This window comes from Trichocoleus sp. FACHB-262 (assembly GCF_014696035.1).
GTDB lineage: Bacteria > Cyanobacteriota > Cyanobacteriia > FACHB-46 > FACHB-46 > Trichocoleus.
Genome location: NZ_JACJPK010000108.1, coordinates 212,741 through 227,885, shown reverse-complemented (window position 1 = coordinate 227,885; position 15,145 = coordinate 212,741). Strand labels below are relative to the sequence as shown.

13 protein-coding genes are annotated in these 15,145 nt (G+C 46.5%); 9 read left to right on the top strand and 4 right to left on the bottom strand.

Going from position 1 to position 15,145, the window contains the following annotated elements; all coding sequences use genetic code 11:
* Positions 1 to 22 precede the first annotated feature (22 nt).
* A complete protein-coding gene (locus H6F68_RS29205; RefSeq protein WP_242065667.1) occupies positions 23 to 922 on the top strand; it encodes a lipopolysaccharide assembly protein LapB in 900 nt (299 codons plus the stop codon).
* A gap of 16 nt (positions 923 to 938) precedes the next feature.
* Entirely contained in the window at positions 939 to 1,115 is a 177-nt protein-coding gene (locus tag H6F68_RS26660) for a hypothetical protein (protein ID WP_313930254.1), read from the top strand.
* Positions 1,116 to 1,227: 112 nt separating this feature from the next.
* Here the strand turns inward: H6F68_RS26660 and H6F68_RS26655 are convergent, their stop codons facing one another.
* Positions 1,228 to 1,527 carry a 30S ribosomal protein PSRP-3 gene (locus H6F68_RS26655; RefSeq protein ID WP_190436966.1) on the bottom strand — a complete coding sequence of 100 codons (300 nt, stop codon included), beginning with the start codon at positions 1,525 to 1,527 and terminating at the stop codon, positions 1,228 to 1,230.
* Positions 1,528 to 1,649: 122 nt separating this feature from the next.
* Here H6F68_RS26655 and H6F68_RS26650 point away from each other — a divergent pair, with 122 nt between their 5' ends.
* Positions 1,650 to 2,456, top strand: a complete 807-nt coding sequence (locus H6F68_RS26650) for a TIGR01548 family HAD-type hydrolase (protein WP_190563714.1) — start codon at positions 1,650 to 1,652, stop codon at positions 2,454 to 2,456.
* A gap of 25 nt (positions 2,457 to 2,481) precedes the next feature.
* Here the strand turns inward: H6F68_RS26650 and H6F68_RS26645 are convergent, their stop codons facing one another.
* From H6F68_RS26645 to ruvB, 3 genes are all read right to left on the bottom strand, one after another.
* The gene (locus H6F68_RS26645; RefSeq protein ID WP_190563712.1) at positions 2,482 to 3,324 is read right to left on the bottom strand and encodes a tetratricopeptide repeat protein; all 843 of its coding nucleotides are present in this window, start codon (positions 3,322 to 3,324) and stop codon (positions 2,482 to 2,484) included.
* Between the two features lie 65 nt (positions 3,325 to 3,389).
* Positions 3,390 to 4,286 carry a methyltransferase domain-containing protein gene (locus tag H6F68_RS26640; protein ID WP_190563710.1) on the bottom strand — a complete coding sequence of 299 codons (897 nt, stop codon included), beginning with the start codon at positions 4,284 to 4,286 and terminating at the stop codon, positions 3,390 to 3,392.
* 34 nt (positions 4,287 to 4,320) lie between these two features.
* Positions 4,321 to 5,454 (bottom strand): Holliday junction branch migration DNA helicase RuvB, encoded by a 1,134-nt coding sequence (ruvB, locus tag H6F68_RS26635; protein WP_190563708.1) that lies wholly within the window; start codon positions 5,452 to 5,454, stop codon positions 4,321 to 4,323.
* Positions 5,455 to 5,492: 38 nt separating this feature from the next.
* Here ruvB and H6F68_RS26630 point away from each other — a divergent pair, with 38 nt between their 5' ends.
* From H6F68_RS26630 to H6F68_RS26605, 6 genes are all read left to right on the top strand, one after another.
* A complete protein-coding gene (locus tag H6F68_RS26630; RefSeq protein WP_190563706.1) occupies positions 5,493 to 6,026 on the top strand; it encodes a hypothetical protein in 534 nt (177 codons plus the stop codon).
* A 324-nt stretch (positions 6,027 to 6,350) separates the two neighbouring features.
* Entirely contained in the window at positions 6,351 to 7,196 is an 846-nt protein-coding gene (locus H6F68_RS26625) for an ABC transporter permease (protein WP_190436952.1), read from the top strand.
* A 79-nt stretch (positions 7,197 to 7,275) separates the two neighbouring features.
* Entirely contained in the window at positions 7,276 to 8,655 is a 1,380-nt protein-coding gene (locus H6F68_RS26620) for an ABC transporter ATP-binding protein (RefSeq protein ID WP_190563704.1), read from the top strand.
* Between the two features lie 36 nt (positions 8,656 to 8,691).
* Complete coding sequence (locus tag H6F68_RS26615) at positions 8,692 to 12,132, top strand: glycosyltransferase (protein ID WP_190563702.1); 3,441 nt, start codon at positions 8,692 to 8,694, stop codon at positions 12,130 to 12,132.
* 166 nt (positions 12,133 to 12,298) lie between these two features.
* Positions 12,299 to 14,008 (top strand): glycosyltransferase, encoded by a 1,710-nt coding sequence (locus tag H6F68_RS26610; RefSeq protein ID WP_206755566.1) that lies wholly within the window; start codon positions 12,299 to 12,301, stop codon positions 14,006 to 14,008.
* A 97-nt stretch (positions 14,009 to 14,105) separates the two neighbouring features.
* Positions 14,106 to 15,077 carry a GDP-mannose 4,6-dehydratase gene (locus tag H6F68_RS26605; protein ID WP_190551412.1) on the top strand — a complete coding sequence of 324 codons (972 nt, stop codon included), beginning with the start codon at positions 14,106 to 14,108 and terminating at the stop codon, positions 15,075 to 15,077.
* Positions 15,078 to 15,145: the final 68 nt, after the last annotated feature.

The window sequence follows — 15,145 nt, the reverse complement described above, 5'->3', positions numbered from 1 at the left end:
CCGGGCTTTTGAGCAGATATCTATGCCTGCACGACAAATTTCAGCCCCGATTAAACGCGCTGAGGTACTAGCTGGGATCGCAAACATTTACGGCTCGCTCAAGAGAGATGTAGAGGCAACCAAACTTCTTGACGAAGCTCTATTAAGTCTAAAAGCAGGTCTCAATTCGAAACTTGATGACCGCTCTGAAGCATATTCTGTAGTTTTTGAAATTTTCAGTGGCTTCTTAAAGATAAAACGGGTAGATCAAGCACTCCAAGTTGCTCAAATGGTACGAGATGGCGAAATCAATTTGCCGTCTCCTGATTTTACCGATGTTGTTGTCAGATCTAATTTTAACTATGGAAGGCTAATGCCACATATCGCAGCCTTCTATGCAGAAGCAGGAAAATTTGAATCAGCACTTCAGCTTGCTAACAGCCTTGAGCAAGGGCATCGAGAAGACGCACTATTCAGAATTACCGAGCAATACATATTGATCGAGCAATATGCCAAGGCACTTCAAACAGCTCAAATGATTAACCCGTTTGATGCTGACCTAATCTATAACATCCTTGCAGTAGCAGTTAAATCAGGTCAGATAGAATGGGCAAAACAAGCAACGCTGACTCTCGATTGGGCAGTCCAGACAGCAGAATCAATGGAAGAGGAGGCTGACCACACAAATGTAGAAACGGTTTCTAGCCTTACTTACCGCAATCGATTATTACTGATGATTGCCCGTGAATACGCTGAGTCGAAACAATTCACTCAGGCACTTAACGTTACTGCTCAAATTGGCGTAGATGAGTTTGGCAAGGTTCCAAAGGCCGAGGCGCTCAGGGCGATCGCTCGTCAGTACGCCAAGGCAGGGCAAACCAAAGAAGCAGTTAAATTGCTCAATCAAGCTGTGGAGATTGCTCGATCTATTTCACCCAACTAGCCGCACTAATTTGCTTGTGGCCTTAGAACACTTTTTCAAGGTTCTACAAAATACCCAGGGGGGTCATGTGTGGCCTGTAGTCGCGATCGCCTTTAGTCCTAAGGGTCAACTATTAGCCACTGGAGGTGATGATAGGACCATCAAGCTCTGGCACGTTAATACAGGCCAATTAATGCTGACTGTGGATGCATGACCAAACACCACAGTTCGGCTCCAAGAATTTTTTCCACAAAAAAAGGCGCTTTCCATCCATGTTGGTGCTGGACGGATTTAAGCTGCGCCAAAGAATCAGGAGCCGATAAAAATCAGGCGCTACCTGTAAAAGTAACTTCAGGAAACTTAGATTGAGCCTCCGACATGGGACGGCGTCTGCCTTCCTCTTGCCAGTAGTTGATCACTTCTGTCGCTTTGTTGAGTAGCTCGACGCGATCGGTTTCAGCAATCCAGTGCTTGGCTTCCAGTTCGTTCTTGAGTTGTTCCCAAGCATCATTACGAGGCCAGAAAAAGTAAGAAGTCAGAGGGCTGGTACCTTTACCAACAACCTGATCAACCGCAAGAGCAACGTTCTCTTCTAACCAGAGAATCTTTAAGATAAACTTCGACAATCAAACCTCCAGCAGGCAGCCTTAAACTGTTTGCGTAACTCCACAAACGATCATCTTACCTTACTGTCCCCCGTATCTGACAAGATATCTTGCAGGGACTTGACCTTAGGAGGCGCGAATCATTGACTCAAGCATCTGAAGCAGCATTCAATGCCATTGTGGTATTCGACATTGACGGCGTCGTGCGGGACGTGAGTGGCTCGTACCGTCGCGCCTTAGCAGACACCGTCGAGCACTTTACCCAGGGGGCTTATCGCCCTTCTTCGGAGGATATGGATGCCCTCAAGTCAGAAGGCATCTGGAATAATGATTGGGAGGCTTCACAAGAGCTAATTCGTCGCTATTCTCAAACTCAAGGGCAAAACGAGCTGGATTGTACCTACGAAGAAATAGTGGCGTTTTTTCAGGGTCGCTATCGTGGTCCAGACCCCAACTATTTGACGGGCTATATCTGCCAAGAGCCTTTGCTGATGAGTGCGGCTTACATTGAGCAGTTAAGCCAAGCCAATATCGGCTGGGGCTTTTTCAGCGGTGCCACTAGAATTTCTGCAACCTATGTTCTCCAAGCCCGCATGGGATTAAAGTCGCCGCTACTTGTGGCAATGGAAGACGCACCCGGAAAGCCCGACCCCACTGGGTTATTACAAACCGTGGAGCACTGGGAAAACCAAGGCTCCGCTACAGCAACAACCCCTGTTTTCTACGTGGGGGACACCGTTGCAGACATGCAGACGATCGCCAAAGCCCAGCAAATTCAACCCGATCGCGCTTGGCTGGCAGTTGGCATTTTGCCTCCTCATGTCCAAACCACCTCAGAGCGTCGAGAAGCTTACGCTACAACGCTGAAACAAGCAGGGGCGATCGCGGTTTTTGAGCAGGTTGAGCAACTCACACCTGACACCATCCGACAGTTGATGGGTTCACAGTAACGTGACGAACTGACAAATCAGGTTTTTAGTTCAAAGACAAAAACTTTTCTAATGCCGTCGCCATTGCGGGTGGCCAACGTCGGACTGTCGTAACCCATTGAACGTCCTTGTAGCGAGAATCTAGACCCACTGCTGAAACCCACTGACTCTCAGCCTCACCTCGCTTGCCTTGCACCCACAAGGCCGCAGTCAGAGCTGCTCGCATATCAGCAAATTTAGGATACTTCCGCACCAAGTTCCGCATCGTGCGGATCGCTTCGTCGGTTTGGCCTGCTTGATAGGCTGCTAGGGCATAATTGGCTCGTGCAAAGGCGTAGTCTGGTGCTAAATCAGCAGCATGGCGATAGTCTTCGATCGCCCTTTCCCACTGGCCTAGCCCTGCTTCAGCATTGCCTCGATTGTTGAAGGCCGCCGGATCATTGGGGTCCAGTTCTAAAACGTGGTTGTAGTCTGCGATCGCGTCTTCCCAGCGTCCTAACCCTTCTAAAGCCGTGCCCCGATTCAAATAAGGGTCTGGAGCATCTGGAGCTAACTCCATTGATTTGTTGTAGTCTGCGATCGCAGCTTCAAGCTTGTTTTGGCTGACCCTAGCATTGCCACGATTACTCCAAGCTGCGGCATTGTTGGGCAGGCGATCGAGAATTTGAGTCCAGTAAGTTTCAGCCGTTGCAAAGTCACCGACGTTAGTAGCAGCAAACGCCTGCTGAAACAAATCATTGACTTCTGCTTGTACATCCTCCGTCGGCATCTCCACAGCAGGACTGGATGCAGACAAGGTAGCAGCCTGAGCCGTTGGCAAGTCCCCGCTACCCAACCAAGTAGCGATGCCGATCCATAGCCCGCACAGCAAAGCCAATATTAATCGCATTGAGGTAGCTCTCGACTGACTCTGTAAACTTTGTAGCAATTCTTGGTGACTCTTAGGTCTGGAACTTACGCTTCAGACTTTCGCAGAATCACGATCATCTCATCGCCATTTTTACAAAATAATTCTAGTTCAAACGCTAGATTTAGCGTCTTTTTCATTGTCAGAAGTAAGTCTAGAAATTCTGTTTGGGTCCAAACGTGATAGTGAATGCTGTAGTCGATCGCCATCAGGTGGCTGGTTTGTACTTCGGCCTCGTGATCATCCTGGATTTTGTTGACGATTCGGGTCCACTCCTCAAAGTGGTGCCTTCTAGACCACTCTGGCCCCTCTTCGTAATCCCTCAGGATGTGTTCAACCGGGGTCACAGCGCGATCGCAGTCAAACGTATAACGCTTATCTGGAATAGCGAGATACAACACTCCACCGATTTTTAGCACCCGCAGCATGCTACACAGCGATGCGATCGTATTTTGGCAATGCTCAATAAAGTGATTGGCAATGACAAAGTCTTGGCTCGCCTCAGCAATAGTTGTGAGGGATTCCCCGTTGTCAATAATGTCAACTTCGACCAAATTTACCGCATTCAACTCAGGATAGTGAGTTCTCAAATCTGGAACCGACATTCTATCTACATATTTGACCTGAGCGTTGCTGGGTACATAAAGGGGATGATTTAAGGCCCCAATCTCAATACCTGTTCCGGTCAAATAGTTGTTGGCAATGAGTTCTCGGTTGATTTTGGCAAAACTCTTCTGCTCCACTTCAGGCCCTTGGCTATCCACCGGATCGATATTCGCTAAAGTTGTAACTTGACCAGGATTAACTGAATCCAGTTTTAGGCCCGGTTCTGCGAGGGCAGAAGCAGATGGATTGGACAGAGATGCTGAATTTTGCTCAGGGGATGCCAGGGATGTGGATGAACTGGGAACTAGATTCTTGGCTCTCTTGATGAAATTCAACATAACTTTTCCTTGGATTTCCTTGGAGATGAAAGGCTCAGGATAATAGAGGAAGCTGGCTATCTGGAGGAGTATATCCCAGGTGCTTCCAGGCGGCAGTGGTGGCGATGCGGCCCCGAGATGTGCGATTTAGGTAGCCAATTTGCAGCAGGTATGGCTCATAAACTTCTTCAATAGTTTGGGAGTCCTCCCCAGTCGCAGCAGCCATCGTGTCTAACCCAACAGGGCCACCATTGAAGTGCTCAATCATGACACTGAGTAGGCGACGGTCGGTCCAGTCAAGGCCACAAGGATCGACGTTGTAGAGTTCCAGAGCTTCAGCCGCGATCGCCTGAGTGACAGTGCCTGCTGCCTTAACTTCTACATAGTCACGCACCCGCTTCAGCAGTCGATTGGCAATTCGTGGCGTCCCCCGAGAACGGCGAGCAATTTCAGCCGCCCCTTCATCGGTAATATCCGTGCGAAGAATCAGACCGGTTCGACGCACAATTTCAGTCAACTCATCCAATTCGTAGAAGCGCAGTCGTTGAATCAGACCGAAGCGATCGCGCAGCGGAGAAGTTAACGCGCCAACTCGTGTCGTAGCGCCGATTAAGGTAAAAGGTGGCAGCGGAATGCTACGAGTTCGGGCACTCTGGCCCTTGCCCACCGTGACATCTAGCCGGAAGTCCTCCATTGCTGGATAGAGAATCTCTTCTGTCACCCTAGGCAAGCGATGAATTTCATCTATAAATAGAATATCTCCAGGCTGCAAATTGATTAACAGCCCTACAATGTCACGTGGACGTTCTAAAGCGGGGGCACTGGTGATTTTGCAAGCGACTCCCATCTCCGATGCCAAAATCAGCGACATCGTGGTTTTGCCCAAACCAGGTGGCCCGTAGAGCAACAAGTGATCTAAGGTCTCGGCGCGAGCCTTGGCCGCTTGAATCGCGATCGCCAAGACTTCCTTGAGATCTTTCTGCCCGACATACTCAGACAGGCACTGAGGTCGTAACCGTTCTTCCTGCTTGCCAGCTTCTTCAGGACAAGCTTCAGGTTGCACCAGCGACTCTGGCGTGGCAGTGGCCAAGAGGGGACCACTACTAACAGCAACCTGACGAGAACGGGGCTTACCTTCCGTTCGCCGATCTGGTTCCGATGGCTGTTGTTTAGAAGAGATAATTGCCATAGTTGAGTATCATCATACTCAGAGATTCGCTCAAAACAATGACATCTGTGTTTACAGTTCCCGAAGGAATGACGTTTGAGCAAGCGATCGCCCTGACACAATCGCTATTAGCTCATATGGAACAGGGTACCCTGTCAGCCGCAGAAGTAGAGCGGGCGATCGCCGCTTTAGTCAGCAGCGAAGCAGGGGCTCGTGGCTTTTTCGTGACTTATCTCACCGATTCCGGCACCCTAGCAGATAATCCGGATACAGCAGTTCTGACGGCTCTGCGCTCTGCTCCAGAAACAGTGGCTGAGTTGCTGATCAAAAACTTAGCGATGTCTGCTGCAATGGCCGTATTCCATCGCCGCCAGCAAAATGAAGCGACTGCCCAAGAGTCTGACCGCGTGCGATCGCGCACTGAGCGCTTAATTCGGCTACTACAATTACCCGCAGTGCAAGTCAAAGGCCAAAGTTTAGTAAATAGCATCACTGCTGGCCAAGGCCCATACCAAAGCTTTTTAGATCGCTGGGGCTATGACACGGAGCAGCGTCAAGTCATTCAGCAGGTTCTCCAGCAAGCCTTAGCGTAATTGCATCACCAAGCCCATACTCGGCCTCAGAATTTTAGATGCACTTAAGGCAGAATTTGAATAAAATCTTAACTTAAGGTATGTTATCGGGACCACAGATCAAGGCTACAAGAACCTAGATCAAATTATCCAGCCCTGTGTTTCACGCAGCGACAGGAACTCAGACGTTTGATCTACCTTCATAGGTAAGAAGTAAATTACGGATTCGATCTTGATCTAATGCAGATTGCTTCGTAGTTAGCAACATAAACAGACCGAGAGCCTTGAGCTGAGCAATGTTTGGTGTGTAGGCAGTGGGTGAGGACGTGAAAGTTGATCAGACCAATGAAAGGAGTAGTTCGACGAGTTAGCAACCTAGCTCGTTGGTTACCAATTGCCCCCAAGTGGTGGGCCAAGCTAGACCTGCTTAAAGCACTGGTGCAACGAGATCTAGAAGCTCGCTACAAAGGTTCTGTTTTGGGAAATTTGTGGCCTTTGCTGAACCAAATTTCTCAGCTACTAATTTACACGTATGTTTTCTCAATTGTCCTCAAGGTCAAGCTGAGCATACAAGGATTACCTGACAACAATTTAACCTTCGGCCTTTGGTTGTTCGCAGGGCTACTTCCTTGGATTCCCTTTTCCACTGGGGTCGCCCAAGGTGCAGCGTCAGTGATTACTCAACCTAACCTAGTCAAAAAGGTCGTCTTTCCTCTAGCACTGTTACCGTTGGTTCCAGTTCTATCCCTCTTCTTGGAAAGCACCTTGGGCCTGATGGCCTTAATCTTGATGGTTGCCATAACTTCTCAGACGATACATAGCACGTTATGGCTACTACCACTGGTTTGGATCCCTCAACTGCTATTAACAGCAGGGTTGGGGTACCTGTTTGCTGGCTTCACCGTTTTTCTGCGAGACATCCCTCAAACGCTGGCAGTGATCCTCAATCTCTGGTTTTACGTAACACCCATTATTTATCCAGCCTCTGCTATTCCCGAACAATGGCGAGCTTGGATTTTTTGGCTAAATCCCTTCACTGCGATCGTTGAGGTTTACCGAGATTTAGTCCTAGTCGGAGAAGTCCATCACTGGGGTGAATGGGGCACTGCTTCACTGGTGTCTCTAGTCGTTTTTTTGGGAGGTCTTTGGTGTTACCAGAGGCTACGTCCAGCTTTCGCAGATGTCCTTTAAGGCCGCTTAAAGCTTAAGCAGCTTTCCAAAGTACCCAACCTAACTAACCTTTTTCGTAGCTTTTGCAGCCCTCATCCCGATGAATGAAATTGCAATTTCAGTCAAAAATGTTTCTAAATGCTTTAAGAAATATCCTCATCCAGTAGCCCGACTGCAAGAGATTTTGTTGCCCGGCAAGAGCAAAGCTGAGGAATTCTGGGCCCTACAGGATATTAGTTTTGAAGTTCCCAAAGGCGAAACTTTAGGCGTGGTCGGGCGCAATGGCTCTGGTAAAAGTACATTGCTCCAAATTATTGCTGGGACACTGACTCCAACAACCGGAGCTGTGCAAGTCAATGGTCGCATTTCAGCTCTCTTAGAACTGGGGAGTGGATTTAATCCAGAATTCACAGGCCGACAAAATGTTTTTTTTAATGGTCGGCTTCTGGGATTGAGTCAGAAGGAAATCGAAGACAAATTTGATGAAATTGCTAGATTTGCAGACATTGGTGAGTTTATTGATCAACCTGTCAAAACATACTCTAGTGGTATGTTTGTACGCTTGGCATTTGCAGTAGCTGTTAACGTCGACCCTGATATTTTAATTGTTGATGAAGCGCTGGCGGTGGGAGATATTGTCTTTCAGCATCGGTGTATCCGCCGCATGAGAGCTCTCATGGAATCTGGCATCACAACACTATTCGTTTCTCACGATGCCAGTGCCATCAAAACTTTATGTAGCTCAGCCATCATGGTTCATGATGGCAAGATGTACACTTCAGGTTCTCCTAATCAAGTCATTATCGGCTACATGAAGCTGGTGACTGAGCTGGAGTTGAATCTGGCTCCAGATAAGCCTGAGTTAAGGTCAGATGATCTCCCTTCCGACCTTGATAACTCACCAGCTACAGAGGTTCTACCTGAGGTGGAACCAGTCAGGGAATGCAGTACTCCGGTTGAGAGCGAAAGTGTAATTGAGGCTGATGAAAGTACCAAGAAAAAAGCAGCCCGTCGCGGTAATCGCAAAGCTTTGATCGAAGAAATAAAGTTGTTAGATCAATTTGAAGAATACGCTGGTGAAGTTCCTATCCTTGGCTTTAACGAAGAAGTAACTTTGCTAATCGGATTGAAGGTATATGAGCCCCTCCAGGGTTGTATTGTTGGCTTTTATGTATGCGACAAAAATGGCAATGAAATTATCGGTAGTAACACCTTTGAGGAAGATTTACGCATTGGCAAACTGGAGGCAGGAGAAGAATTACAAATTAAGTTTCGCTTTAAATTGCCATTGAGAACGGGCTCTTATAGTTTGACTGTGGCAGGCTCAGAAAACTATTCATCAATCACTTTTGATTGGATCGATAATGCTCTAGTTTTTCAAGTACTACCTCCCAATACAGGTAAGCAGATTTATGCCTTGGTTGATCAACCAATGGCTGTTAGCGTTATTCAGAAAAAGCTACCTGTCGTTGTGTCATAAAATTCATATCTTAAAAGAATTAAGGTGATAGGTTATATGAGTAGTGGTTGGGCGAAAGATTATCCTGCTGTGGAAGGGATCACTGAAGAAGCTTTGGATGAGAACAACAGCCACAAGAAGATGTTGCAGTTAATTGGCAACAATAAACATGTCATAGATTTTGGCTGTGCCACAGGATACTTAGCTCAATTTCTTTCGAAGAGAGGCTGCAAAGTTACAGGAATTGAAGTTAACCCAGAAGCGGCAAAAACGGCTGAAAATTATTGTGAACAGGTTATTGTCGCCGATTTAGATCTAGTTTCTCTAGCTGAGATTCTGCCTGAAAAGAAGTTTGACGTAGCTGTTTTTGGAGATGTCTTAGAGCACCTTCGAAATCCTTGGCAATTACTAAAAGCGACAATCCAGCTCTTAAAACCAGATGGCTATATTGTTGCTTCGATTCCAAACATTAGTCATGGAGCAATTCGACTAGCGCTCTTGAAAGGGAGATTTGAATATAGCCAGCTTGGCATCCTGGATGATACTCATCTTAGATTTTTTACCCATGAAACAGTCAAAAAATTATTTGAAGATACGGGATATTTTGTAGATTGCCTTGAGCGCACAAAACTTCCGGTTTTCTTTCCGTCCCCTCTCATACCCCATGTAGTGAGAGAAGAGTTTGACGAAAGTACCTTACAAATCGTTGAGCAAGCAGAAGAGTCAGATACTTTACAGTTTGTTTTGAAAGCATATCCGCTTTCCCTAGAGGGTAGAAACTCAGCTTTAGTCCAAAGGTGTTCTACGTTGACGGAGCAGCTGAGCGAATCAAAGCTTCAGCTACAGCAGTTGCAAATTGAGCTAGAGCAGTCGCAAGCTCAAATGCATCACACCTACGGGGAATGGGAGCGATCACAGGCCCATCTACACGAGACCTATGCTCAGTGGGAACAGTCCCAAGCACAACTACGCCAAACTCAGGCAGAGCTGGAGCAATCCCAAGCAGAGTTAGAGCGATCGCAGGCACATCTGCACGAGACTTATGCTCAGTGGGAACAGTCCCAAGCCCAGCTCCAGGAAGCTCAGGCAGAGCTCAGCCGATTACAGGCACAACAAGCTACTTACGCTGAGCTAGAGCAGGCCCAAGCTCAGCTTCAAGAAGCTCAAGTAGAACTTGTGCGATCGCAGGCTCAAATCCGAGACGCTGAGGCAGAAAAGCAGCGATCGCAGGTCCAAATTCAACAGCTAGAAACTGATTTAGACCAGCTACAATCTCAGCTCCAACAAACTCATGGCCGTTTGGAATACTCCCAGACCGTTATTGCGGCCATGCAAACCAGCAAGTTTTGGAAATTGCGCGATCGCTGGATGAACTTTAAGAAAGTGTTGCGGGTTGAACCCTCCGAAGAGTTCAAATTCGCGATCGAGAATCTCCCTGGATTGAATTTGGGTTCAACGACTCAATCCGCACCAAAAGCAGTCGTTCCTTTAGAGTTAGAACGCCACAAACAGACTGTAACCACTACATACAAGCATGTCTTAAAGAGCTTTTTAGCATCAGGAGCAAAGCTACAACTTCCTACCAGCCAAACTCCTTTAGTTACAGTTATTTTAGTTTTATATAATAGAGCCGAGCTAACTTTCCAGTGCTTACGGTCTTTATCCGAAAACTTTTATAACTCCTTCGAAGTTGTCATCGTTGACAATGCTTCTTCTGATGAGACTAGCGTGCTTCTTGATCGCATTCAAGGTGCCAGGATTATTCGCAATAGTGAAAACCATCACTTCTTACTAGCAAGTAATCAAGCCGCTAAAGTTGCTCAAGGAAAATACATATTATTCCTGAACAATGATGCCCAAGTCCTCCCCGGCAGCATTGCCTCTGCGGTCAAAACGATTGAGAGTGCAGAGGCCATCGGCGCTGTAGGGGGCAAGATTTTGCTACTGGATGGCAGTTTGCAAGAAGCTGGAAGTATTATCTGGCAAGATGGCTCTTGTTTAGGATATGGCCGAGGCGACTCTCCGTTTGCTCCCGAGTACATGTTTGGGCGCGACGTAGATTATTGCTCTGGCGCATTTCTCCTCACGAGTCGAGAACTCTTTTTGCAAATGGGCGGCTTCGACGAAGATTACAAGCCTGCCTACTACGAAGAAGCAGATTACTGTTTACGATTATGGCGCTCAGGCAAACGTGTAGTTTACGACCCCGATGCGGTAATCCTACACTTCGAATTTGCTAGTTCAAAATCGAGTGATGCTGCTTTACAGTTACAGGCTAAAAATCGTGAGATTTTTGTCAACAATCATCGCGATCGCTTGCAAACTCACCACTTACCAGACCCCGCTAATATCTTGTTGGCTCGCACCACAGCTAACAAGCAGCCCCGTGTCCTTTTCATTGATGACCGAGTTCCCCATGCCTTCTTAGGTGCTGGTTATCCCAGAGCCAGAGAAATTCTTCTATCTCTAATTGAGCTAGGTTACACTGTCACTTTTTATCCTCTCAATGATCTAATTGATGAAGGAGACTGGGATACAGTTTATCGGGACATCCCTAAAGTCGTAGAGGTGATGACCGAGCACGGTAGGCCCAAGCTGGCAGAATTTTTGCAGCAACGAGCTGGCTACTATGAGGCCATCATTATTAGCCGCCCTCACAACATGCAAATCTTTCAACCCATCTTCACAGGGCATCCCGAATTATTCAGCAATACCAAAGTTATTTACGATGCCGAAGCGCTCTTCTCCTTACGGGAAGTGGCTTATCGCCGATTGAATGGCCAAGAAGTTTCTGAAGCTGAGATTGACACTTTAATTCAAGATGAAGTCAAGTTAGCCGCAGGCGTTAGCTCAGTTATTTCGGTTTCAGAACCGGAAAGTAAGAAATTTGCTGAGTGTGGATTTCCTACCGTTCATACATTGAGCCACACAGTAGCTTTACGTCCCACTGAAAATTCCTTTAAGCAACGGTCTGACATTTTATTTGTTGGGGCTATTCATGATGATTTCAGCCCCAATGCAGACTCAGTGATTTGGTTTGCCGATCAAGTATTTTCGCAAATTCAAGCGCAGCTAGACGCAGACTTAAAGTTCAAAATTGTTGGGTTTAACAGCTCTGAAAAGGTTTTCAACCTAGCTAATGACCACATCCAGGTGATGGGCCGAGTGAACAACTTGGAGAGCTACTACAACCGCGCTCGTCTCTTTGTTGTCCCCACTCGCTTTGCTGCCGGGATTCCCTTGAAAATCTATGAGGCCGCTTCTCATGGACTGCCAGTGGTCACGACCTCACTGATTGCCGCTCAGCTAGGTTGGCAAGACGGCATAGAGTTGCTAGTTGCAGACGACCCGAATGAGTTTGCTCAAAAGTGCGTCCAGTTATATACCGACGCTGAGTTATGGGAGAAACTGAGGTTTAATATTTTACGCAGGATCGAAGCAGAAGGTTCTAAGGAAGCATTTACTGCCAAGCTACAAGAAATCCTGACGAAGGAATAAACTAAATGCAGAGGTTAGACCAATGCTAAAAAATTCTGTACTACGTTCTAAACGTGTGCTAGAGCGAGTTCCTCGACTACTCTTCCTGCTCAAAACTGAAGGCTTGAATCCGGTCCTAGCAAGAATTTTTAGGAAGCTTTATTTCAAGCTTGCTAGCGACTCACTTGTGGCTGAATCGCAGCAACCTGCTTTAGAAGTGCCTGTGAGCGCTAACCCTACTTATCAGCAATGGCTGAATAAGAACTTTCCGCGAGCAGCTGATCTAACCAAAATGGCTGAGACATTCAAGGTGTTTCGTTATCAGCCAACCATTAGCGTGCTGATGCCCGTTTTCAACACGCCAGAAACTTTTTTGCGAGAGGCGATCGCCTCAGTTCTAAACCAGATTTATCCTTATTGGGAATTGTGCATTGCTGATGATGCCTCTACACAGCCTCATGTAAAAGAGATCTTGAAAGAATATGCTGCTCAAGACCCCAGGATCAAAGTGGTTTTCAGGGACGAAAATGGTCATATTTCTCGCTCTTCTAATTCAGCTTTAGAAATAGCCACAGGAGAGTTTGTTGCACTTCTTGATCATGATGATTTGCTAACGCCAGATGCTTTATATGAAGTAGCTCTGTTGCTCAATCAGCATCCTGAAGCAGACATGATCTACTCAGATGAAAATAAGCTGAATGAGCAAGGCCAACTGCTAGAACCTGCCTTTAAACCTGACTGGTGTCCAGACTCCTTTTTATCTCGCATGTACACCTGTCATTTAGGAGTTTATCGGCGTTCTTTACTCAACCAAATCGGTGGCTTTCGTGTGGGTTATGAAGGCAGCCAAGATTATGATTTAGTCCTAAGGTTTACTGAAAAAACGAATCAAGTCTTTCATATTCCCAAGGTGCTTTACTGCTGGAGAATCCATCCCGAATCTACAGCCACTGGTGAGGAAGGTGTCAAACCTTACGCTTACATTGCAGCTCAAAAAGCCCTAGAAGAATCGATTGAGCGCCGTGGAGAGCCTGGAAAAGTCCTAGATGCACCTGGCTTTTTAGGAATTTATCATATTCGTTATCAGCTACCAGAGCAAAATCTAGTTAGTATTATCATCCCAGTAACTAGTGAGCACCAAATTTTTATTAAAAACTGTCTAACATTTATTTTTGCAAAAAGTACTTATCCAAACTATGAAGTGATTGTTGTTAGCGATCGCACTGTTTCTCAAGATACAAATCGCCTTCTTGCTCAGTGGCAAGCTAAAGAACCAACAAAGTTTAAACATCATCAGCTTTCTAAGCCTTGTTCTAGTTCTAGCCTCAGCCGCTATGGAACTCGTCAAGCTCAAGGCAGCTATTTACTATTTCTAAATGCCAATACAGCAGTGATTACTCCAGATTGGATTGGTGCCATGCTAGAACAGGCACAGAGACAATCTATTGGCGCAGTTGGAGCTTTATTGCGATATGACGATGACACCATTCAACATGCTGGCTTAATTGTCGGCATTCGTGATGCTGTAGGCTGTAACCACAAGTATCTGCCTGCAACAGCTTCAGGTTATATGTTTCAAATTCAAGCCATCAATAACTTCTCCGCTGTTTCTGGTGCTTGCCTCATGTGTAAGCGAGAAGTTTATGAGCAAATTGGAGGCTTTGATGAAAAATTAACCCATCAATATTACGACGTAGACTTATGTTTAAAGATGGTAGAGCAAGGATATAGAAACATATATTTGCCTCACGTTGCTCTATACCATTATGAGTCGAAGGAAGATAAAGTTTGCGAACCAGATTTAGCTTATTTCAGAGCTAAATGGCAAAGCTTCATTAAACATGACCCCTGCTATAGCCCTCATTTAACAAGGGAATATGAAGATTACCGCCTTTGAACTTAAGCACCTTGCAGATTGTGTAATAGATTAGTAGCTACTAACAATACAGCTCCATTCTTCGTATTCTGAAGCACAAACAGCAGTTGCCTCATTTATGTCTTCTAAATCTGCACTAATCACTGGCATTACAGGACAGGACGGTTCCTATCTTGCCGAGCTACTTTTAACTAAGGGATATCAAGTTTTCGGCTTGGTCCGTCGTTCTAGTTCTGGTAATTCTAGTCGTATTAGTCATTTTTCCGATGACATTAAAATCCTTTCTGGAGACTTACTAGACCAGTGCTCCTTGATGGATGCCATTATTGAGGCGCAACCAGACGAAATTTATAATCTTGCGTCTCAAAGCTATATTCCTACTTCTTGGACCCAGCCTTCCTTGACGGCTGAGTATACGGCGCTAGGCGTTTCTCGGCTTCTAGAGTCCATTCGCCGCTGCAAACCGGATGCTAGGTTTTATCAAGCTTCTAGCAGCGAAGTCTTCGGTCAACCGGATGAATCTCCGCAAACAGAGCGCACCGCTTTTCGGCCTCGGAATCCCTATGGGGTAGCCAAAGCCTATGCTCACTGGATGAGCGTGAATTACCGCCAGCAGTACAATCTCTACACTTGCTGCGGCATTACGTATACGCACGAATCTCCTAGGCGAGGGGCAGAATTTGTGTTTCGCAAGATCACGCGAGCAGCGGCCCTCGTTAAACTGGGCTTGCTAAATGAGCTGAAGCTAGGGAATCTTGATGCGAAACGAGATTGGTGTTATGCCAAAGATGCTGTTTATGCGATGTGGTTGATGCTGCAACAGCAAGAAGCAGATGACTACATTATTGCTAGCGGTGAGACTCATTCCGTGCGGGAGTTGGTGGAATGCGCCTTTAGCTGCGTGAATTTGAACTGGGAAGATTATGTTTCGGTTGATCCTGCCTTTTACAGACCTGATGAGCCTGTCCAGTTAATGGGCTGTATCGACAAAATCCGCAATCAATTAGGCTGGCAGCCTCAGCATTCTTTTCAAGAGTTGGTGGAGTTGATGGTAGAGCATGACTTGAAAGCTCTCCAAGACCAGCCTTAACAAATGCAGACTTCTAATCCGGGCTTTGGAGTAAAGCGATCGCCCTCCTGAATTCATGTCTGTGTGCT

Excerpts from the sequence above, each read along its gene's own strand:
- H6F68_RS26615 (WP_190563702.1), top strand. The coding sequence starts at position 8,692 with ATGAGTAGTGGTTGGGCGAAAGATTATCCTGCTGTGGAAGGGATCACT.
- H6F68_RS26620 (WP_190563704.1), top strand. The coding sequence starts at position 7,276 with ATGAATGAAATTGCAATTTCAGTCAAAAATGTTTCTAAATGCTTTAAG.
- H6F68_RS26605 (WP_190551412.1), top strand. The coding sequence starts at position 14,106 with ATGTCTTCTAAATCTGCACTAATCACTGGCATTACAGGACAGGACGGT.
- H6F68_RS29205 (WP_242065667.1), top strand. The coding sequence starts at position 23 with ATGCCTGCACGACAAATTTCAGCCCCGATTAAACGCGCTGAGGTACTA.
- H6F68_RS26645 (WP_190563712.1), bottom strand. The coding sequence starts at position 3,324 with ATGCGATTAATATTGGCTTTGCTGTGCGGGCTATGGATCGGCATCGCT.
- ruvB (WP_190563708.1), bottom strand. The coding sequence starts at position 5,454 with ATGGCAATTATCTCTTCTAAACAACAGCCATCGGAACCAGATCGGCGA.
- H6F68_RS26625 (WP_190436952.1), top strand. The coding sequence starts at position 6,351 with ATGAAAGGAGTAGTTCGACGAGTTAGCAACCTAGCTCGTTGGTTACCA.
- H6F68_RS26630 (WP_190563706.1), top strand. The coding sequence starts at position 5,493 with ATGACATCTGTGTTTACAGTTCCCGAAGGAATGACGTTTGAGCAAGCG.
- H6F68_RS26640 (WP_190563710.1), bottom strand. The coding sequence starts at position 4,286 with ATGTTGAATTTCATCAAGAGAGCCAAGAATCTAGTTCCCAGTTCATCC.